The sequence below is a fragment of the Spirillospora sp. NPDC049024 genome, assembly GCF_040649235.1.
GTDB lineage: Bacteria > Actinomycetota > Actinomycetes > Streptosporangiales > Streptosporangiaceae > Spirillospora.
In genome coordinates, this window is sequence record NZ_JBEZFD010000033.1 from 1 (window position 1) to 19,439 (window position 19,439).

20 protein-coding genes are annotated in these 19,439 nt (G+C 72.9%); 7 read left to right on the top strand and 13 right to left on the bottom strand.

Annotated features, from left to right (window positions below; translation table 11 throughout):
* Positions 1 to 205 precede the first annotated feature (205 nt).
* A complete protein-coding gene (locus tag AB0C21_RS39430) occupies positions 206 to 2,023 on the top strand; it encodes a sensor histidine kinase (RefSeq protein WP_500211277.1) in 1,818 nt (605 codons plus the stop codon).
* A complete protein-coding gene (locus AB0C21_RS39435) occupies positions 2,020 to 2,688 on the top strand; it encodes a response regulator (protein ID WP_149258398.1) in 669 nt (222 codons plus the stop codon). Before AB0C21_RS39430 ends, AB0C21_RS39435 begins: the two co-directional genes overlap by 4 nt.
* 19 nt (positions 2,689 to 2,707) lie before the next feature.
* Here AB0C21_RS39435 and AB0C21_RS39440 read toward each other — a convergent pair whose 3' ends face one another.
* The 4 genes from AB0C21_RS39440 to AB0C21_RS39455 form a co-directional block, all read right to left on the bottom strand.
* Entirely contained in the window at positions 2,708 to 3,520 is an 813-nt protein-coding gene (locus AB0C21_RS39440) for an ABC transporter permease (RefSeq protein ID WP_500211279.1), read from the bottom strand.
* Positions 3,521 to 3,523: 3 nt separating this feature from the next.
* The gene (locus AB0C21_RS39445; protein WP_500211280.1) at positions 3,524 to 4,441 is read right to left on the bottom strand and encodes an ATP-binding cassette domain-containing protein; all 918 of its coding nucleotides are present in this window, start codon (positions 4,439 to 4,441) and stop codon (positions 3,524 to 3,526) included.
* Positions 4,442 to 4,638: 197 nt separating this feature from the next.
* A complete protein-coding gene (locus AB0C21_RS39450) occupies positions 4,639 to 5,400 on the bottom strand; it encodes a phosphatase PAP2 family protein (protein ID WP_500211282.1) in 762 nt (253 codons plus the stop codon).
* Positions 5,401 to 5,526: 126 nt separating this feature from the next.
* Positions 5,527 to 6,234, bottom strand: a complete 708-nt coding sequence (locus AB0C21_RS39455) for a DedA family protein (RefSeq protein ID WP_500211284.1) — start codon at positions 6,232 to 6,234, stop codon at positions 5,527 to 5,529.
* A gap of 211 nt (positions 6,235 to 6,445) precedes the next feature.
* Between AB0C21_RS39455 and AB0C21_RS39460 the strand changes: the two genes are divergently transcribed.
* The 3 genes from AB0C21_RS39460 to AB0C21_RS39470 all read left to right on the top strand — a co-directional run bounded on the left by AB0C21_RS39460 (position 6,446) and on the right by AB0C21_RS39470 (position 10,122).
* Positions 6,446 to 7,084 (top strand): HAD family hydrolase, encoded by a 639-nt coding sequence (locus tag AB0C21_RS39460; protein ID WP_500211286.1) that lies wholly within the window; start codon positions 6,446 to 6,448, stop codon positions 7,082 to 7,084.
* Positions 7,085 to 7,176: 92 nt separating this feature from the next.
* Complete coding sequence (locus AB0C21_RS39465; RefSeq protein WP_500211287.1) at positions 7,177 to 7,653, top strand: helix-turn-helix transcriptional regulator; 477 nt, start codon at positions 7,177 to 7,179, stop codon at positions 7,651 to 7,653.
* A 78-nt stretch (positions 7,654 to 7,731) separates the two neighbouring features.
* Positions 7,732 to 10,122 carry an ATP-binding cassette domain-containing protein gene (locus tag AB0C21_RS39470; protein WP_500211289.1) on the top strand — a complete coding sequence of 797 codons (2,391 nt, stop codon included), beginning with the start codon at positions 7,732 to 7,734 and terminating at the stop codon, positions 10,120 to 10,122.
* 76 nt (positions 10,123 to 10,198) lie between these two features.
* Here AB0C21_RS39470 and AB0C21_RS39475 read toward each other — a convergent pair whose 3' ends face one another.
* The gene (locus AB0C21_RS39475) at positions 10,199 to 11,293 is read right to left on the bottom strand and encodes a tyrosine-type recombinase/integrase (protein WP_500211291.1); all 1,095 of its coding nucleotides are present in this window, start codon (positions 11,291 to 11,293) and stop codon (positions 10,199 to 10,201) included.
* 50 nt (positions 11,294 to 11,343) lie between these two features.
* Between AB0C21_RS39475 and AB0C21_RS39480 the strand changes: the two genes are divergently transcribed.
* Together AB0C21_RS39480 and AB0C21_RS39485 are read left to right on the top strand one after the other, a co-directional pair.
* Positions 11,344 to 11,802: a hypothetical protein gene (locus AB0C21_RS39480; RefSeq protein WP_149258407.1), complete on the top strand. Its 459-nt coding sequence runs from the start codon at positions 11,344 to 11,346 to the stop codon at positions 11,800 to 11,802.
* A gap of 52 nt (positions 11,803 to 11,854) precedes the next feature.
* Positions 11,855 to 12,565, top strand: coding sequence for a DUF72 domain-containing protein (locus AB0C21_RS39485; protein ID WP_500211292.1), 711 nt, complete (start codon positions 11,855 to 11,857; stop codon positions 12,563 to 12,565).
* A gap of 111 nt (positions 12,566 to 12,676) precedes the next feature.
* Here AB0C21_RS39485 and AB0C21_RS39490 read toward each other — a convergent pair whose 3' ends face one another.
* From AB0C21_RS39490 to AB0C21_RS39525, 8 genes are all read right to left on the bottom strand, one after another.
* The gene (locus tag AB0C21_RS39490) at positions 12,677 to 13,189 is read right to left on the bottom strand and encodes a hypothetical protein (protein ID WP_500211294.1); all 513 of its coding nucleotides are present in this window, start codon (positions 13,187 to 13,189) and stop codon (positions 12,677 to 12,679) included.
* Between the two features lie 26 nt (positions 13,190 to 13,215).
* Complete coding sequence (locus tag AB0C21_RS39495) at positions 13,216 to 13,776, bottom strand: hypothetical protein (protein WP_500211296.1); 561 nt, start codon at positions 13,774 to 13,776, stop codon at positions 13,216 to 13,218.
* A gap of 483 nt (positions 13,777 to 14,259) precedes the next feature.
* Positions 14,260 to 15,033: a helix-turn-helix domain-containing protein gene (locus AB0C21_RS39500; RefSeq protein WP_500211297.1), complete on the bottom strand. Its 774-nt coding sequence runs from the start codon at positions 15,031 to 15,033 to the stop codon at positions 14,260 to 14,262.
* Between the two features lie 302 nt (positions 15,034 to 15,335).
* Positions 15,336 to 15,683, bottom strand: a complete 348-nt coding sequence (locus AB0C21_RS39505) for a hypothetical protein (protein ID WP_500211299.1) — start codon at positions 15,681 to 15,683, stop codon at positions 15,336 to 15,338.
* 437 nt (positions 15,684 to 16,120) lie between these two features.
* A complete protein-coding gene (locus tag AB0C21_RS39510; RefSeq protein ID WP_500211301.1) occupies positions 16,121 to 16,264 on the bottom strand; it encodes a hypothetical protein in 144 nt (47 codons plus the stop codon).
* A gap of 49 nt (positions 16,265 to 16,313) precedes the next feature.
* Positions 16,314 to 17,351: a methyltransferase gene (locus AB0C21_RS39515; RefSeq protein ID WP_500211302.1), complete on the bottom strand. Its 1,038-nt coding sequence runs from the start codon at positions 17,349 to 17,351 to the stop codon at positions 16,314 to 16,316.
* A complete protein-coding gene (locus AB0C21_RS39520) occupies positions 17,348 to 18,004 on the bottom strand; it encodes a DUF6875 domain-containing protein (protein WP_500211303.1) in 657 nt (218 codons plus the stop codon). The genes AB0C21_RS39515 and AB0C21_RS39520 overlap by 4 nt, the downstream gene beginning before the upstream one ends.
* Positions 18,001 to 19,227 carry a cytochrome P450 family protein gene (locus AB0C21_RS39525; protein WP_500211304.1) on the bottom strand — a complete coding sequence of 409 codons (1,227 nt, stop codon included), beginning with the start codon at positions 19,225 to 19,227 and terminating at the stop codon, positions 18,001 to 18,003. Before AB0C21_RS39525 ends, AB0C21_RS39520 begins: the two co-directional genes overlap by 4 nt.
* Between the last annotated feature and the right edge of the window lie 212 nt (positions 19,228 to 19,439).

Consider the following 19,439-nt stretch of genomic DNA (forward strand, 5'->3'; position numbering starts at 1 on the left):
CCCGTGGCGCGGTCTCGGCCGCGCCCCGGACCGGCGCGTCCGGCGGGCGCCGGCGGCGCCGGGGGGTCGCTGTCACGCGCCAACCGTAGTTCAGCCCGGGCCCGTCCCGCGCCCCAACGAAGATCGTCCCTGCCCGGGCGGGAGCGGCCCGGCCCCTGACTTTCGTCAGTAACGGCCCAGATCACCGGCCAGTAGCGTGAGTCCCGTGAACGACTCCGCGGCCCCCGGTCTCCCCGCGCCCGCCCCGTCAGCGCCGTCCGGGCCGTCCGGGCCGTCCGCGCCGGCCCGGCTGCGCGCGCTGGTGCGGCGGCCGTCCCGCGCGGCGCTGGTCAAGGACGTCCTGCTGTACGCGGTCCTGGCGCTGCCGGTCGCGGCCGGCATGGCCTCCCCGCCGCAGCCCGCACGGACGTCGTGGTGGCTGCAGGCGGCCGGGCTCGCCGTGCTCGCCGCCGCGATCGCCGCCGCCCGGGTCCGGCCCGCCCCGGCGGTGCTCACCGTGATCGCGCTGACCCTCGTCCACGGCAACTTCGTGTTCGCCATGCCCGTCCTGTCCTACCTGGCGGGCCTGCGCAGCGCCCGCGCGCAGCCGCTGCTGTGGACCTTCACCGGCGTCCTGGTCGGCGGGGCGCTGCTGTCGGTGCTCCGCGGCATGGACGTCACCGCCTGGTTCCCCCTCACCGTCTGGCTCGTCCTTCTCGGCGTCCTGCCCTGGCTGGTGGGCCGCTACTGGCGCCAGTACCAGGAACTTCTGCACGCCGGGTGGGAGCGCGCCGAGCGCCTGGAGCACCAGCAGCGCATCGTCGCCGAACGCGAACGCCTGCGCGAGCGCGCCCGCATCGCCCAGGACATGCACGACTCCCTCGGCCACGAACTGGCCCTGATCGCCGTGCGCGCCGGCGCGCTGGAGGTTGCGCCCGGCCTGCGGGACCGGCACCGCGCCGCGGCCGCCGAACTGCGCACCGGCGCCGCCGAGGCCACCGACCACCTCCGTGAGATCATCGGCCTCCTCCGCGACGACACCGCCGAACCCCCCGCCGCGCCCGGCACCGGGGGAGCGGGCCCGGACGCCGCGCCGGTGCGGCCCGCGCGCGAGAGCATCCCCGACCTGGTCGACCGCGCCCGCGCCTCCGGCGTCCCCGTCCGCCTCACCGGCGACGCCCCCGCCGGGCTCGCGCCGATGGCCGCGCTCACCGCGCACCGCGTCGTGCAGGAGGCCATCACCAACGCCGCCAAGCACGCCCCGGGCGCCGCCGTCACCGTCGCCCTCGCCGACCCCGGCGGCGAGCCCGGCGGAGTCACCGTCACGGTCGCCAACGACCCCCCGCCCGGCGGGCCGCCGCTGCTGCCGTCCGGCGGGCGCGGCCTGACCGGCCTCACCGAACGCGTCCGCCTGCTGGGCGGGACCCTGCACGCCGCGCCCACCCCCGACGGCGGCTTCCGCGTCACCGCCGACCTGCCCGCCGCCCCGCCCGCCCCGGCACCGGCCGCCCGGACGGCCCCGGCCGGGAAGGCGCCGACCGCGCGGGACGCGCTGCGCACCGCCCTCGGCCTCACCCCCGCCCCAGGCCCCGCCCCGAAGGCGGCCGCGGGGGAGTGGCCCTCGGAATCGGCCCGGCACCTGGCCCGCGAGCGCCGCCAGGTCCGCCGCGGCCTGATCACCGCGATCGCCGCCCCCACCGCCCTCATGGCGCTGCTCGGCGCGATCATGGCCGGCTACCACGTCTTCGCCACCCTCAACTCCGTCCTGCGGCCCGCCGACTACGGCGCGCTGGCCGTCGGCGACCCCCAGCACCGCGTCGAGCAGGCCCTGCCGCCCATGCAGACCCCCGACGCCGGCACCGTCCGCTCCGCCGTCCCCGAACCCGCCCGCGCCCGCTGCCGCTACTACCGGCCCGACGCCAACGTGCTCGGCATCGGCCGCGTCTACCGGCTCTGCTTCGCCGGCGGCCGCCTCATCGCCAAGAACACCTACGACACCCGGCAACTCGGCGCCCGCCGCGGCGACCGCCAGGAGGACCAGTGATCCGCGCCCTGCTCGCCGACGACGAGGCGATGATCCGCGCGGGCGTGCGCGCGATCCTGACCGCCGACCCCGGCATCGAGGTGGTCGCCGAGGCCGCCGACGGCCGCGAGGCCGTCGACCTCACACTGCGGCACCGCCCCGCCGTCACCCTCCTGGACATCCGCATGCCGCGCCTGGACGGCCTGGCCGCCGCCGCCGAACTGCGCCGCCTCGCCCCCGCCACCGGCGTCATCATCCTCACCACCTTCGGCGAGGACGAGTACATCGCCCGCGCCCTGGCCGGCGGCGCCAGCGGCTTCCTGCTCAAGTCCGGCGACCCCCGCGAACTGATCGCCGGGGTCCGCGCCGTCGCCGACGGCGCCGCCTACCTGTCCCCGAAGGTCGCCCACCGCGTCATCACCCAGATCGGCGGCGGCCGCCTGGACGCCCGCGCCCGCGCCCGCCGCCGCGTCGCCGCGCTCACCCCCCGCGAGCACGACGTGCTGGCCCTGCTCGGCGCCGGCCTGTCCAACGCCGAGATCGCCGGGCGCCTCCACGTCGTCGAAGGCACCGTCAAGGCCTACGTCAGCGCGATCCTCACCCGCCTGGACCTGCGCAACCGCGTGCAGGCCGCCGTGCTCGCCCACCAGGCCGGCCTCGTCGACGGCACCGACGACCCCACCTGACCCCGCCCCCCGCGCCGGGTCAGGCGTCGCGGCGGCGCAGCACCACCACCCCGCCGCACAGCGCCGCCGCCGTCCACGCCGCCAGGATCGCCAGCCCCACCGCCTGCGGATACGGGCCGTCCCCGGACATGAAGTACCGGCCGGCGGTGCTGGGCATCGAGTCCGACACCCGCCGCGCGAACCCCGCCTCGTCCCCGGCGCCCAGCAGCATCGGCGCCACCATCAGGAACAGGAACGCCGCCGTCAGCGACGCCGCCGTGCTGCGCAGCATCGCCCCCACCGCCAGCACCAGCACGGCCACCAGCGCCAGGTACACCCCGGACTGCAGCGCGTCGGCCGCGAACTCCCCGGCCCGCAGCCGCCCCCACCGCCCGAGGGCCGGATCGGCGACCGCGGTGCCGGCCGCGTTCAGCACGACCCCGAGCGGGAACGCCACCGCCGCGACCACCGCCGCCTTGGCGCCCAGCATCCGGCCCCGCGGCGGCACCCACTGCAGCGTCGCCCGGATGCTGCCCGTCGCGTACTCACCGGTGACCACCAGGATCGCCAGGGCCAGCACCACGAACTGGACCATGTCCAGCGCGCCGACCGCCACGCCGCTCACCGACACCACGCCCATGTCGTCGCCGGGCAGCGCGTTGGTGTTGTTGGACACCGTCGAGGTCGCCAGCGTGAACGCCATCACCGCCATCAGCGCCACCGCCGACGCCAGCCCCCACCAGGTGGACCGCACCGACCACAGCTTCGTCCACTCCGCGGCGACCGCGCCGCGCCACCCGCCGCCCTCGGCCGCTCGGGCGCCGCCGCCCGCCCGCACTCCCGTGACCGCCATCGCTCAGACCCCCGTCCCCGGCGCCGCGCCGTACTCCACGCTCGCGCCCGTCAACTCCATGTACGCCTCCTCCAGGGACGCCTGCACCGCGCCCAGCTCCAGCACCGGCGCCCCCGCCTCGAACGCGACCAGCCCGACGCGCTCCACGGCCAGCCCCGCCACGCGCAGCTCCTCCTCGCCGACGCGCCGCACCCGCCCGCCCGCGGCCTCCAGCCGCTCCGCCAGCGCCCCCGCGCGGGGGCTGCGGACCCGCACCGCGTTCCCCGACCCCGCCGCGATCACCTCGGCCATCGGCGCGTCCGCCAGCAGCCGGCCCTTCCCGATCACCGCCAGCCGGTCCGCGGTCAGCTGCATCTCGCTCATCAGATGCGAGGACACGAACACCGTCCGGCCCTGCTCCGCCAGCGACCGCATCAGCCGCCGCGCCCACAGCACCCCGTCCGGATCGAGCCCGTTGACCGGCTCGTCGAACATCAGCACCCCCGGATCGCCCAGCAGCGCGCCCGCGATCCCCAGCCGCTGCCGCATCCCCAGCGAGAACGTCCCCGCCCGCCGGCCCGCGACCGCCTCCAGCCCCACCATCGCCAGGACCTCCTCCACCCGGCCCCGCGCGATCCCGTTGCTGCGCGCCATCGCCAGCAGATGCGCCCGCGCCGACCGCCCCGGATGCACCGCACCCGCGTCCAGCAGCGCGCCCACCTCCCGCAGCGGATGCCGCATCTCCCCGTACCGGCGGCCCCCGACCAGCGCCTCGCCCGCGCTCGGACGGTCCAGGCCCACCACCATCCGCATCGTGGTGGACTTCCCGGCGCCGTTGGGGCCCAGGAACCCCGTCACCTTGCCCGCCGCCACCTCCAGCGACAGCCCGTCCACCGCCGTCCTGTCCCCGAACCGCTTCGTCAGGCCCCGCAACACGATCATCAAGGTCCTCCCGTCCAGCCGTCCCGAGCGACGCTAGGCAGCGGGGGAGGAGCCCCGCACCGGGCGGACGCCACCGCCGGCCCCCGACTTTCGTCAGGAACCCGGCACCCCGGACGGCGCACGCGAACGGGCCGCCCCGAACGGCGCCGAAGCACCACCTGGGACGGCCCGTGAAAACCCGGCCCCCGATCGAGCGGCTAGCGGAGGGGACCCCGACGGGGCGGCACGCCGCCCATCACGTCCGGCATCGTCACCGACGCGTCGTCCATCGGCGCGGCCGCGCCCACCATCGGCGACGCCGCGGCCGCGGGCCGCGGCGTCCCGAGCGGCACCCCGAGGCCCGGACCCCGCGGCGCCGCCGGGCCGGCCCCCAGCAGCACCGCGCCCACCGCCACGTCCCGCAGCGCCTCCACCAGCGGACGCAGCGCCAGCACCAGCACCATCGCCGCCGTCGGCGCCACCACGACGCCCACCAGGAACCCCGCCGCGACGTCATGCGGGTAGTGCACGCCCACGAACACCCGCGAGAACGCCATCAGCGCCGCCAGCGGCAGCACCAGCGGCGCCGTCGCCCGCCACGCCACCACGATCGCCGCCGCCGACGCCGCCGCGATCGTCGCGTGGTTGCTCGGGAACGACCAGTCGCCCTGCGCCGGGCACGCCGCGATGTGCACCGCCCCCGCCACCGCGCGGCACGGCCGCTCCTCCTGGATGAAGCTCTTGGACACCTCGCTCACCAGATACGCCGACACCATCGCGAACGGCGCCGCGAGCGCCAGCCCCATCGCCCGCGCGTCCATGCCCCGGGCCCGCACCCAGCCCGCGACGAACAGCACCGCGAACAGCAGCAGCCCAGCGTCGGTGCCCACGTCCGCCGCCGAATGCACCCACGAGGGCGTGCCCTGCGCGAACTCGGTGATCTCCCGGTACAGATCCGCGCTGAAATCCGGCGCTCCCATGCTCTCCCTCACGCTCGCAGCGGCCCGTGCCCGTCATCTGCCAGACCCGTCATCTGTCAGACACCGAAAAGACCGCTGATGTTCACTCCACGGCCATGGAGGGTCAAGCTTTTCACCTTAGGGGGATCACTCGCCGGGCAATGGCCCCACTCGTAGCGCCGGTTCGCGCTCCGGCCCCTCGGCCGTCGCGACTTCGGCGGCCTCCGCGGCCTCGACCGCTTCGGCGGGTCGGGCGGCGCCGCGCCGGCGCCGCCGCGCGAACCGCGCGCCCTCCACCACCGCCGTCACCCCCAGCGCCAGCCCGAGCCCGACCGCCACGCCCTTCAGCGGGTCGTCCTCGAACGCCACCCCGCCCGCATACCCCAGCAGTGCCCCGTACAGGCCCCATGACACCGCCGCCACCGCCGCGAACAGCGAGAACGACCGCAGCCGGAACCCGACCGCGCCCATCGTCACCGTCACCGCGGTCCGCCCGCCCGGCACGTACCGCGCCACCACCAGGATCAGCCCGCCCCGCTCGGCCATCGTCCGCCGCGCCCACCCGAACGCCCCGTGCCGCCGCGTCCCCGGCCGCGCCCCCCGCACCAGCCGCCCGCCCGCCCGGCGCCCCACCAGGTACGACACGTGGTCGCCGGCGAACGCACCCAGCGCGGCCACCGCCACCACCGGCGCCAGCTCCGGCCGCCCCGACGCCGCGTACACCCCTCCGGTGATGAGCATGCTCTCGCTCGGCACCACGGGGAAGAACCCGTCGAGCGCCGCCACCGCGAACAGCGCCAGATAGAACCACGGCGACGTCACCGCGGTGTCGACCACACCCATCAATCCGTCCATGGGCACGACGCTAAGGAAGCGCCACCACCCGGCGGATCCCGCGAAAGGCCCTGTTCACCCCCCACTTTCGGCAGGGGCCGGGCCCGCGCCCTCAGATCCGGGCACGACCGCCGCCTCACCCAGAAGGACCACGCCTCACCACCCGGCCCCGCCCGGCCCGGCGGAAAACGGGTCGCGTTCCCGCCCCCGCCTCCACCACACTTCACACCCTGTGGGACACCTGCACATCTTCGACATGGACGGCACCCTGCTGGCCGGCACCACCGCCAACCTCGAGATCGCCCGCCACCTCGGCACCCTGCCCGAGCTCCGCGACCTCGAGGCCCGCTTCGCCGCCGGCACCCTCGACACCCGCGGCTTCTCCACCGAGATCCACCGCCTGTGGCGCCACCTGACCCCCGCCGTCGTCGCCACCGCCTACCAGGCCGCCACCTGGCTCACCGGCATCACCGACGTCTGCGCCGACATCCGCGCCCGCGGCGAGCACTCCGCCGTCATCACCATGTCGCCCGACTTCTTCGCCCACCACCTCCTCGACCACGGCTTCGACCACGTCGTCGCCTCCCGCTTCCCCCCGATGCCCTTCACCGGCACCCTCGACCCCGCCGGCATCCTCACCCCCGACGACAAGGTCCGCATCACCGACGGCCTCCTCGCCCGCCACCGGCTCACCACCGACCAGTGCACCGCCTACGGCGACTCCATGTCCGACGCGCCCCTGTTCCGCCACCTCGCCAACACCGTCGCCGTCAACGCCGACCACCACCTCGCCGACATCGCCGCCCTCGACTACCGCGGCACCGACCTCCACGCCGCCTACACCCTCGCCCGCACCCTCGGCCCCACCTGACCCCGCACCGCCCCCGACCTGGCGCAACTCCCCGAACCCGGCCGACACGCCGCCACTCGCCGACCCCGCCCCGGCATGGCACGATCACACATGTGACCAGCACACCCGCCGCACCGCACCACCTGCGCGACCTCGCACGCCTGCGCCGCGTCCGCGACCGCATCGACCGCGAGTACGCCCGCCCCCTCGACGTCGAGGCCCTCGCACGCGGCGTGAACATGTCCGCCGGCCACCTCAGCCGCCAGTTCCGCCAGGCCTACGGCGAATCGCCCTACTCCTACCTCATGACCCGCCGCATCGAACGGGCCATGGCCCTCCTGCGCCGCGGCGACCTCACCGTCACCGAAGTCTGCTTCGCCGTCGGCTGCTCCTCACTCGGCACCTTCAGCACCCGCTTTACCGAACTCGTCGGCATGCCGCCCAGCGCCTACCGCCGCCGAGCGGCCGACACCCCGCCTCCGCCCGCCTCCTCCGGCACCGCCGCCGGCGTCCCCTCCTGCCTGGAAAAGCAGGTCACCAGACCGATCAGGAATCGAGAAGCGCCCACCACCCCGCCGCCCCTAGCGTGACCACAGTCCACCCGCCCCCTCCCGCACCGCCGATCGGGTAGACAGAGCCCACTGCCGCGCCCGACACATGGAGACACGATGAGCAAGGCCACGAGCACGGACACCGCCCCGCCCGCGCCGCACGCCGCCGACGTCCACGACCTGATCCGCGTCCACGGAGCACGCGTGAACAACCTCAAGGACGTCGACGTCGCGATCCCCAAACGCCGCCTCACCGTGTTCACCGGCGTCTCCGGCTCCGGCAAGAGCTCACTGGTCTTCGGCACCATCGCCGCCGAGTCCCAACGCATGATCAACGAGACCTACAGCGCCTTCGTCCAGGGCTTCATGCCCACCCTCGCCCGCCCCGACGTCGACGTCCTCGAAGGCCTCACCACCGCGATCATCGTCGACCAGCAGCGCATGGGCGGCGACGCCCGCTCCACCGTCGGCACCGCCACCGACGCCAACGCCATGCTGCGCATCCTGTTCAGCCGCCTCGGCCGGCCCCACATCGGCTCACCCCAGGCGTTCTCCTTCAACGTCGCCTCCATCAGCGGAGCAGGCGCCGTCACCACCGAACGCGCCGGCAAGACCGTCAAGGAACAACGCAGCTTCAGCGTCACCGGCGGCATGTGCCCCCACTGCGAAGGCACCGGCACCGCCAACGACTTCGACCTCACCGCCCTCTACGACGACACCCTCTCCCTCAACGAGGGCGCCCTCACCATCCCCGGCTACACCATGGACGGCTGGTACGGCCGCATCTTCCGCGGCTGCGGCTACTTCGACCCCGACAAGCCCATCCGCAAGTACACCGACGCCGAACTCAACGCCCTCCTCTACAAGGAGCCCACCAGGATCAAGGTCGAAGGCGTCAACGTCACCTACGAAGGACTCATCCCGAAGATCCAGAAGTCCTTCCTCAGCAAGGACCGCGCCTCCATGCAGCCCCACATCCGCGCCTTCGTGGACCGCGCCGTCACCACCACCCCCTGCCCCCACTGCGACGGCACCCGCCTCAGCGACACCGCCCGCTCATCGAAGATCGACGGCATCAGCATCGCCGACGCCTGCGCCATGCAGATCAGCGACCTCGCCGCATGGGTACGCGACCTCGACGCCCCCTCCGTCGCCCCCCTCCTCAAAGCCCTCGGCGACACCCTCGACTCCTTCGTCGAGATCGGCCTCGGCTACCTCTCCCTCGACCGCCCCTCCGGCACCCTGTCCGGCGGCGAGGCCCAGCGCACCAAGATGATCCGCCACCTCGGATCCTCGCTCACCGACGTCACCTACGTCTTCGACGAACCCACCATGGGCCTGCACCCCCACGACGTCCAACGCATGAACGACCTCCTGCTCCGCCTCCGCGACAAGGGCAACACCGTCCTCGTCGTCGAACACGAACCCGAGACCATCGCCATCGCCGACCACATCGTCGACCTCGGCCCCCGCGCCGGCACCGCCGGCGGCACCATCTGCTACGAGGGCACCGTCGACGGCCTGCGCACCAGCGGCACCATCACCGGCCGCCACTTCGACGACAAGACCCCCCTCAAGGACACCCTCCGCACCCCCACCGGCACACTCGAGATCCGCGGCGCCGACACCCACGACCTCCGCGACGTCGACGTCGACATCCCCCTCGGAATCCTCGTCGCCGTCACCGGCGTCGCCGGCTCCGGCAAGAGCTCCCTCATCCACGAATCCATCCCCAAGGGCGCCGGCGTCGTCTCCATCGACCAGACCCCCATCCGCGGCTCACGACGCAGCAACCCCGCCACCTACACCGGACTCCTCGACCCCATCCGCAAGGCCTTCGCCAAGGCCAACGGCGTCAAACCCGGACTGTTCAGCGCCAACTCCGAAGGCGCATGCCCCAACTGCAACGGCGCGGGCGTCATCTACACCGACCTCGCCATGATGGCCGGCGTCGCCACCACCTGCGAGGAATGCGAAGGCAAACGCTTCCAGGCCGACGTCCTCACCTACACCCTCGGCGGCAAGAACATCAGCGACGTCCTCGCCATGCCCGTCGACCACGCCGAGCAGTTCTTCGCCGAAGGCGACGCCCGCACCCCCGCCGCCCACCGCATCCTCCACCGCCTCGCCGACGTCGGCCTCGGCTACCTCACCCTCGGCCAACCCCTCACCACCCTGTCCGGCGGCGAACGCCAGCGCCTCAAACTCGCCACCCACATGGCCGAGGACGGCGGCGTCTACGTCCTCGACGAACCCACCGCCGGCCTCCACCTCGCCGACGTCGAGCACCTGCTCGCCCTCCTCGACCGCCTCGTCGACGCCGGCAAGTCCGTCATCGTCATCGAGCACCACCAGGCCGTCATGGCCCACGCCGACTGGATCATCGACCTCGGCCCCGGCGCCGGCCACGACGGCGGACGCGTCGTCTTCGAAGGCACCCCAGCGCGACTCGCCGCCGAACGCTCCACCCTCACCGGCGAACACCTCGCCGCCTACCTCGCCACCTGACCGGCCCACGGACCCACGGCCGCGCAGGAACACAGCCCCCTGCGCGGCCGCCCCTCACCGCGGCCCCGCGCTCGCGTCAACCACGCCGCCGGCCCTCCACCGGACCCAGCAGCGGATGCACCCGCATCGCCGCCTCCAGCTCACCCGGAAGCTCATCGCGGTACCGGCCCAGCGTCGACAGATCCGCATGCCCCAGCACCCGCCGCACCGCGTCCATGTCCGTCGCCGCCGCCAGCAGATGCGTCGCCGTCGTATGCCGCAGCCCATGCGGCGTCACACTCCGCCGCCGCCCCGGCTCCACCCGCTCCAGCACCCGGTCGATCACTCCCTGCACATCGCCCCGCGCCAACCGCCGCCCCCGCCACGACAACAGCAGCGCCTTCGGCTCCCGCCCCCGGTCCAGCACCACCCGCCCCTCCGCCAGATACGCGTCCAGCACCTCCGCCACCGGACGGGGGAGCGGCACGTCCCGCGTCCGCCCGCCCTTCCCGAAGATCCGCCAATACCGCGTCCCCCCGTTGACGAAGAAGTCCTCCACATTCGCCGCCGTCAACTCCGACACCCGCGGCCCCACCGCCGCCAGCAGCAGCACGATCAGACCGTCGCGCAACTCCGTCCGCTGATCCGCACGCCGCCGCACCGCCCCCGACCCCGCACCCGACCCCGCACCCGACCCCGCACCCGGCGCCTCGGCCAACCCCCGCGCCGCACCCAGCAGCCCCTCAGCCTGCTCCACCGTCAACGCACGCCGCTCGGCCCGCAGCCCGCCCCGCTCCTTCGGCCGCACCGTCACCGCCTGCATCGGATTCAGCTGCACCCACCCCGCCACCACCGCATGCCGGAAGAACGCCGACACCGAACGCCGGAACCGCGCCTGCGACGCCGCACTCTGCGACGGCGCACCCCCGGCGCCAGCGGGCCGCGCCCCCCGGCGCCGCCGCTCATCAGGCTTGCGCGCGAACCTGAGCAGAACCTCATCGACGTCCTCGCCCGTCAGATCGTCCAGCACCCGGTCCTCACCCGCCAGCACCGCGAACGTCACCACGTCCCGCACGTACACCTCGGCCGACGACGGCGCCAGCGCACCCGTCGACGCCTTCGCACGCACCATCTCCGCATAGCGGTCCACACACTCGGCCACGGACAGACGCTGAACATCGGCAGGACGCACCCGCCGGACGCTACCGCCCGCCACCGACACAACCCCGTAAGATCGACAACATGGGGGAGAGGGCACTGTTCGACCAGGTCGGCGAGATCGTCCGAGGCTCCACACCGCCCGCCCTCGGCCACCCCCACGTCCAGGTACGCCACAACGGCGTCAAGGCCTGGTTCGGCGACCCCGCGCCCCAGCGCGAGCACTACGAGGCCCAGATCATCCCCGCCGCCCTCGCCCCCGGCGCCCGCGACCACGCCGTCGAGATCGGCTTCCACGCCGAACACCGCGACGAACCCGACAACCAGGACGCCCTCACCCGCCTCCTCACCACCGAACCCGCATGGCGCGCCGAACTCGGCGACGAACCCCGCACCGGCGCCTTCCTCGGCCGCGACACCTGGCGCCGCATCTCCGAGACCTGGCCCGACGCCGACCTCACCGGCCCCGACATCCCCTTCGAGATCGGCGTCCGCCTCGTCGACTACATCCGCGCCCTGGAACCGCACCGCCGGCGGGTATGACCCCGCACACGCGTTCACCGGACACGCGTTCACCGGACACGGGGGAGGGGCCGTGCTCATCGGCACTTCGGGATGGCAGTACACCGACTGGCGCGACGTCCTGTACCCGCCCGGCCTCGCGCAGCGGCACTGGCTGCGGCACTACGCCGACACCTTCGCCACCGTCGAGAACAACAACGCCTTCTACCGCCTGCCCACCCGCGAGACGTTCGAGCTGTGGCGCGACCACACGCCGCCCGGCTTCGTCATGGCGGTCAAGGCCAGCCGCTACCTCACCCACATGAAACGCCTCAAGGACCCGGCGGAGCCCGTCGCGCGCCTCATGAACGCCGCCCGCGGACTGGGGGACAGGCTCGGTCCCGTCCTGCTCCAGCTCCCGCCCACACTGCAGGCCGAGACCGACCGCCTCGCCGAGTGCCTGCGCCGCTTCCCGGACGGTGTCCGCGTCGCCGTCGAACCGCGCCACCCCTCATGGTGGACCGACGAGACCCGCCACGTCCTGGAGGACAAGAGCGCGGCCCTGTGCTGGGCCGACAGCCTCGGCGAGCCGCAGACGCCGCTGTGGCGTACGGCCGACTGGCGCTACATGCGCTTCCACGAGGGCCCCGCCGAACCCTGGCCGGAGTACGACGACGAGACCCTCCAGCGCTGGGCGGACGAGCTCGGTGGGGAAGGGGACGCCTACGTCTACTTCAACAACGACCCGGGCGGCGCCGCCGTCCGCAACGCCCTGCGCTTCGCCGAACTCACCGGCAGGTCGTGACTGCCCGGTGGCAGATCCGCCGGATGCGGTGCCCCAGCGGAACGCTCCTGACCAACTCCCCGACCCGGGCCATCGGTGGCGGCCGCACCGCGTCCTGGCGGACCGTTTTCTTCAGGCATCTGAGGCAGGACGCGCGTCAGCGGACGAACCCTCGCCGACGTCCGGCGCGCGGGCGTGCGAACGGACGCGTTCGCCGGGGCCGGTGGCGGCTCGTCGACGGCGGCGGCCGGCGGGGGACAGGAAGCCGGCCCACAGCGGACGGGCGCCCCTACGGAGCAGGGCGAGCCCGCCGATGGCGAGGAGTGCCGAGAACACCCATTCGCGGCTGCCCGCCATGAGGTAGACGTGCCCCGCGCGGCCGATGTCCCTGGCCCTCGCCGGGGTACCGGCGCGCACCCCGGGACCGTTCCCGTAGAGGTAGACGTCGTGCCGATCGATCGTCCCGTCGTCGGACCGGAAGCGGCCACGCCAGGTGCAGGCGGTGTGTCCGGGATGGGTGATGCAGTTCCGGTCCTGCGCGACGAACGTCCCGTGGACGCCCACGTCGGCCTGCGCCGCCCGGACCACCTGGGGGAGTCCGGGAAGCACCAGGGCCAGGAGTAAGACGCCGGCGATGCAGAGCATGACGTCGAAAGCGGACGGGCGCGGCCTCATACGCCGACCGGCCGCTCTCTCAGCTCGGGTGCGGCCGCGCAGGTGCAGACCATTTCGGAGCGCTCTTCCGGACGCGGACGCCGGTGAAGCAGCAGGGCCACGATCATGGGGGCGGTGACGACCGCGTTGTAGAAGAGGTGGAGCTCGACCCGGGGGACGAGCAACTGGATGATGCTGGTCGGGGCCGCTCGACCGCCCAGGTTGGAGCCGCTGATGGCCTGGATCAGCAGGATCAGGTGCTCGACGTGGTGCCAGGCTTGGATCGCCAGCGCGAGCGTCCACCAGTTCCGGGAGCGGCCGGTGAATCCCGGACGCAGGATGATGAGGCCGACCAGCATCACCAGTGCGTACCCGTAGTGGAGCCACTCTGACTGGATCAACCACGGGAACGGCATCCCCAGAATGCCTCGGGCTTTGGGCACCGGCCAGCCCAGGACCCATATCTGGACCGCCTGCACCACATGCTCGCCCCAGTGCGCCACCACGATCACCATGAAGATCATGACCGCGGCCTTGTGGCCCCGGGTGTTGAGCGTGGCGAGCCGGCCGGTCTGCACGCTACTGCCTCCCATGGCTGATTCCTCTCAGGTCGCTGAGGTGGCCGCTGTCGGAGCGGTGGACAGACCAGTGGTCCCTCCGAACGTACGAGCACGGGAGCGGAGAAGCATCTTCGAGAATGCGCGATTGCGGGACTGAGCCGCCCGGTGCCCCCTTGACGATCACTGCGCCGGACACGAGGGCGGCGTGCCCCGGCTCCCACGAGCCGGGGCACGCCACGCGACCAGGACCCCGAAGACCATAAAGTCGGTGCCCATCCCCTTGAACGAGTCGTCGCCGATCCGCTGTGGGTGCCGTTGTCCCGGCAGCTCCGGTTCCGCAGGGCCCGTGCCGAGCTGCGCCGCGTCGTCGACCGGCTGATGGCCGACCGTCGCGCCGGCTGGTCCGCGGAGGCGGACGAAGCGCTGTCCCGGCTGATCGCCGCCGTGCCTGACTCCAGGACCGCCGGGCCCCGGCGCGGGCTGCGCGCCGGGGGAGGGCCGTCAGCTCCCGGTCGCGTCCACCCTCGCCGTTTGCGGGTCGAACAGGGCCATCAACAGCGGTGGGTCGATGACGCGCATCGGTCGCAGCTCCACGTCGACCGAGACGACGTCCGTGTCCGTGCCGACGGTGATCGGCCCCCGCGACCCGACCCACGGGGCGGGAGCGGTCAACGTGGGATAGGGGATCACCACGTCGTGGTGCGGCGATGCCGAGTACACCAGGAGGTGCCAGGTTCCCTGGGGAACGTTGGCGAGTTCGTACCTGCCGGGCTCCTCCAGGACCGAGCATCGGGTCGGCGCTCCCTGCGGGATCGCTTCGGGGAAGAGGCCGAGGAAGACCGGGCCGGTGTCGTCCCCGTTCGGCAGGGAGACCCGCCCTTCGATCGTCACCGGGCGGGAGCCCCTGCCGTCCCTGCGCGGGTCGACGGGGATGAGCGGCCGGTACCCGCCGCTCTGCCGGTAGAGGGTGGGCGGGACCCCGACGCTGTTCTTGAAACGCGTGCTGAAGGTGCCCACGCTCGTGTAGCCGACCCGGTTGCTGATCTCCGCGACGGTCAGCGAGGTCGAGAGCAGCAGGCGCTTGGCCTCCTGCAGCCGCACCGCGGACAGGAAGCGCCCCGGGGAGATGCCGGTGACCTGCCGGAAGACCCGCGAGAAATGGAACTTGCTGAACAGTGCGGTTCGGGCCATGTCGTCCATGGTGAGCTGCTCGCCGAAGTTCTCGTACATGGCGCGGACGACGCGCTCTACAGCCTGGTCGGAACCAAATTCCATCGGAGCAACCCTTCACCCTGGGCGAACAGAATTCCCTCGCGGCGAATCACTCGTTCCAGCGCTGCCGGCCTCTTCGACTCGGTCGCGATAACGCTAAAGGGACGATCCGATGGGGTCAACGCTAACGGCCTGGACAATAACGTCCGTGATATGGCCACACCAAAATAGAACCGTGACCGAAACCCACTTCAAAGAGTAGCGAAAGTTATTCATTGCGTTATTCTTCAAGGCTATTGGCGCACACTAGACGTGATTCACCTGAAAATGCCCGAGGGAACGGCAACGGCAATGGAAAAGCCCGCTTAGCGGTGGTCGAGCGCCTCCGCGAACCGCTCCCAGGCGGCCGCGGCCTCGCGGGCAAGGCCGGCGAGGGCCTCCGCGCAGCGGGTCGGCACGGTGTCGGCCAGCCCGGTCCACCCGCCCGCGCGCGCGAACTGAGCGTTCAGCATCCGCAGCAGTTCACGGCCGTGCGCCGGGTGGCTCAGGGACGGATCCTTCATCAGCCGGCGCATGACCTCCGGGCGGTCGGCGCACGCGAGGCCGTATTCGGCCGCCGTGCGCCAGACTTTGGCGGTGCGGGAGTCGGGCGGCCGCAGAGACGCCTGGTGGTCGGGGACCTCGGGCACCGCCGGAGCCTGCGGCAGGGACACGCCCTCGCGATTACCTGGCGGTGCGCCAGAATTGGCGGCAACGGCGTCTCCACCTCGGCGAGCCGGAGAACGTAATCCCCGTCCTCACCTTCGAGCCGGGCGGAGTCCGCCGGCAGCAGCGACCGGATCGCGATGACTTGGACGCTTTCCCCCGGCCCGCGGCGCCAGTCCCGGCTTCGGCGCTCCCGGAAGGGGACAACGTGGAACGGCGCTGCCCTCCATCTTTCCTCCACCTCGGCCGAAATGGCTGCGAAACATGGTGCCAGGCGACAGAGCAAACGCGGAGTTGACCGCGCCTCCCATTGTCCCTCGGCGGTCTCCACGCTCAATACAAACCGACGAACTGGTTTTCTTCAAGGCTTGACTTCAAGCTCTCTCCATTCAACGCAGCACCGGTTCGTCTCCGGTGAAGCCCGTGAGAACGATCCGTGGACCATTCACCTGGTGCTGTCGCGCAGGGCGCCGCCCGCCGGGCGGCCGTCGAACTCGCCCACGCGGTCGAGCCCGGCCGCACCCGGCCCCTGCCCCGAGTGCCGAGCCGCCCGCCGCCGGCGCCCCTGCCGGAACGGCGTCCGCGACACCGCCCCGGCAGTTCCATGCGACGACCGCCCGCAGGGCGACCGACCGGTCTCAGCCGGCCGCCGCACCGGGACGGGCATCGATCACCGCGACGGCCGTGGGCAGGCGGTGGACGGCGTCCACGGCGAAACCCGCCTTGGCCAGCAGGTCGCCGAACTCCCGGGCGGTGCGCTCCACACCGCCCACGACGGTCATCATGTAGAGGTCCATGAGCGCCGCGAAACGCGCGTCCTGCCCCGTGGCCCCCTCCTCGACGATGCGCTCGACGATCAGGAGCCGGGCGCCCGGAGGCATCGCCCGCCGGCAGACGCGCAGGAGCTCGACACAGCGCTCGTCGTCCCAGTCGTGCAGGATCTGGCGCAGCACGTAAAGGTCGCCGTCTGCGGGCACGGCCTCGAAGAAGTCGCCGGTGACCGCGGTGCACCGGTCCGCCAGGCCCTCCCGCCGCATCCGCGCACGAGCGTTCGCCGCGGTCCCCGCGCCGTCCAGGAGGACCCCCTCGGCGCGGGGGTTGGCCTGCAGCAGCCGGGCCAGCAGCGCGCCGTCGCCGCCCCCGACGTCCACCATGCGGCGGTACCGGGAGAAGTCGACCGCCGACAGCAGCTGCTCGATCTCCAGTTCCTGATCGTGGGTCTGCGAGCGGTCGAAAAGCCCGCGCAGCCGCCCGTCGCGGCCAAGGCGCTCGAAGAAGCCCTCACCGAACAGCTCGTCGAACGCCGTCCTGCCGGTCCGAACGGTGCCGAGCATGCCCGTCCATGCGGTGCCGACCTCACCGGCGGCGAGCAGGGCCGTCGGAAGCGCCGAACCAGCGGCACCGGTGCGCAGCGCCGCACCGACCGCGGTCAGCCCGTAGGAACCATCGGAGCCGGCCGAGTACACCCCGAACGCCGCCAGGCATCGCATGAGCTGCGTCAAACGGCGCGGGTCGGCACCGGCGCGGTCGGCCAGCTCCCGCACCGGCAGCGGACCGCCTGCGAGCAGATCCGACAGGCCGAGTTCGGCCGCGGCGCAGACGGCACGGGACAGCAACTGCCCGAAGATCATCTGCCGTACCAGCACCGCTCCCGGCGTCTCACCCGCCACGCTCACCTGCCCCCCACCGACCCGTCCGAGCGCGCCGGCAGGGCCCGCGGCCGGACCAGACCGTCCGCGGCCGCCGAGCGGGCCCGCGCAGGAAACCGCGCCCGGTACTTCTCGAACCACCGCCGCTCGGCACGCAGGAACAGCGAGTCGTGCGGCGCCATATGCCGGACGGCGTACAGCGCGATCGGCGACCGGGACACCCGGAAGGCGGGATTGTGCACGGCCCGCTCGGCACAGGCCGGATGGAACTGGCCGATCATGAGACCCGCGTCGACCGCCAAGTCCTTGAGCGCGCCGTAACTCTCGTCGATCCGCCGCCAGCCCTCCTCGGCGGCGTCCGGGAGGACCACCAGCAGGCTCTGCAGCGAGACGCCCGACCGCCGCGGCCGTTCGGTCGCCGCCTCGAAATCGCGCAGTTCGGCGACGACCAGACGCCGAAGCCCGCCGACGTCGCACGCGTCGACCCCGTAGTGGAAACTGAAACGGATCGCCTCGGCGTTGAGAGCCGCGGGCACGAAGGGGCAGACCAGCCCCTGCCGGCCGAGGTGCTCGGACGGGGCGCCGACGTAGTCGCGAAGCCAGCCGAGCACGGTCTCCATGTCGTCGTCGAAGCGGCCGTCACGCGGACGCCCGGAGGCCACCCTGATCTCGGCCGTCATCGGGGCTCGGACCGGTAGCGGACGGGAAGCTCGGCCGGCCCGCGGAAGTGCATGCCCGGCCGCCATCTCAGCTCGCCCGGGTCGACGGCGAGCTCCAACTCGGCGTAGCGGTCGAGCAGACGGCCGATCGCGACCTCCCCCTCCAACCTCGCCAGGGCCGACCCGATACAGGTGTGGATCCCGTGCCCGAACGCCAGATGCCTCACGCCCGTCCGGCGGATGTCGAAACGCTCGCCGTCGGGCACCCGGTCCGGGTCATGCCCGGCCGACCCCAACCCCAGGAACACCACACCGCCCGCGGGGATGGACACCCCACGCACCTCGATGTCCTCCGTGGCGAACCGCATGCTCGCGTTCATCGCGGGACCGTCGAACCGCAGCACCTCCTCGATCGCCGCCGGCAACCGCTCCGGCTCGGCCCGCAGGAGAGCCAGCTGATCCGGATGCCGGACCAGGTGGTAGACGGCCGCGGCGATCAGGCTGATCGTCGTCTCCTGCCCGCCGAGGAGCAGCAGGAACGCCATCGCGGTCAACTCGTCGTCGGAGAGCCCGTCCCCCTCGTCGCGGACGACGATGAGATCGGAGAGCAGGTCCTCGCCCGGCCGCACCCGCTTGTCCGCGATCAACTCCCGGGTGTAACCCTTGAGCGCCTCGGTGGCCGCCTCGAACTCCACGCTGCCGGTCGACTGCTCGTCCGAACCGAGAACCGACCACCGCCGGAACGACTCCCAGTCGCGCTTCGGCACGCCCAGCAACTCGTAGATCATGCTGATCGGCAGCAGACCCAGCGTGTCGATCAGATCCGTCTCGCCCTCGGGGCCCATCTCGTCCAGCAACCCGTCGGTGATCTCCTCGACGCGCGGCCGCAGGGCCTGGACGCGGTGGGCGGTGAACGCCTTCGCGGCGAGCCGTCGCAGCCGGGTGTGCCCGGGCGGGTCGCTCTGCAGCATGTTGTTGGTGAGCACGTCCCGGATGGCCGGGCTCGGCAGCGCCTCCGGGGGGAGGAACCGCCGCAGATCCTTGGCCAGCCGAGGATCGTTCAACCACGCGCGGACGTCGTCATACCGGGTGATCAACCAGGCCGGCATGCCCTGCGGCAGCGTGAACCTGTGGACCGGGCTGTGCTCACGCAACCACGCATACGTCGGATAGGGATCGCGGACGAAGTCGGGGCCGAACAGTTCCGGCTGGTCACAAAATTCCGGGGACTCATGAATCGACATGCCATTCCCTCTCTGCCCGGCGCATGGCCGATGCCGACCGCGAGAAGCCCCGGCGCAGCGTCCCTCCGAAGCCTCCACGACATATACTCATGCGCAGGTCGGGGCGGCCCAGCAGCGGACCGCACAACCCGGCGAGAAACAGGCGGACGCTTCGGCGTCCAGGCGAAATGCCCTCAGCAGCCACCGTGCTCTCACCGCGCCGCGAAAAACAC

What these genes read in the sequence shown, in the direction of transcription:
- AB0C21_RS39440 (WP_500211279.1), bottom strand. Translation starts at nt 3,520, where the DNA reads ATGGCGGTCACGGGAGTGCGGGCGGGCGGCGGCGCCCGAGCGGCCGAG.
- AB0C21_RS39445 (WP_500211280.1), bottom strand. Translation starts at nt 4,441, where the DNA reads ATGATCGTGTTGCGGGGCCTGACGAAGCGGTTCGGGGACAGGACGGCG.
- AB0C21_RS39450 (WP_500211282.1), bottom strand. Translation starts at nt 5,400, where the DNA reads ATGGGAGCGCCGGATTTCAGCGCGGATCTGTACCGGGAGATCACCGAG.
- AB0C21_RS39455 (WP_500211284.1), bottom strand. Translation starts at nt 6,234, where the DNA reads ATGGACGGATTGATGGGTGTGGTCGACACCGCGGTGACGTCGCCGTGG.
- AB0C21_RS39470 (WP_500211289.1), top strand. Translation starts at nt 7,732, where the DNA reads ATGAGCAAGGCCACGAGCACGGACACCGCCCCGCCCGCGCCGCACGCC.
- AB0C21_RS39480 (WP_149258407.1), top strand. Translation starts at nt 11,344, where the DNA reads ATGGGGGAGAGGGCACTGTTCGACCAGGTCGGCGAGATCGTCCGAGGC.
- AB0C21_RS39490 (WP_500211294.1), bottom strand. Translation starts at nt 13,189, where the DNA reads ATGCTCTGCATCGCCGGCGTCTTACTCCTGGCCCTGGTGCTTCCCGGA.
- AB0C21_RS39500 (WP_500211297.1), bottom strand. Translation starts at nt 15,033, where the DNA reads ATGGAATTTGGTTCCGACCAGGCTGTAGAGCGCGTCGTCCGCGCCATG.
- AB0C21_RS39520 (WP_500211303.1), bottom strand. Translation starts at nt 18,004, where the DNA reads ATGACGGCCGAGATCAGGGTGGCCTCCGGGCGTCCGCGTGACGGCCGC.
- AB0C21_RS39525 (WP_500211304.1), bottom strand. Translation starts at nt 19,227, where the DNA reads ATGTCGATTCATGAGTCCCCGGAATTTTGTGACCAGCCGGAACTGTTC.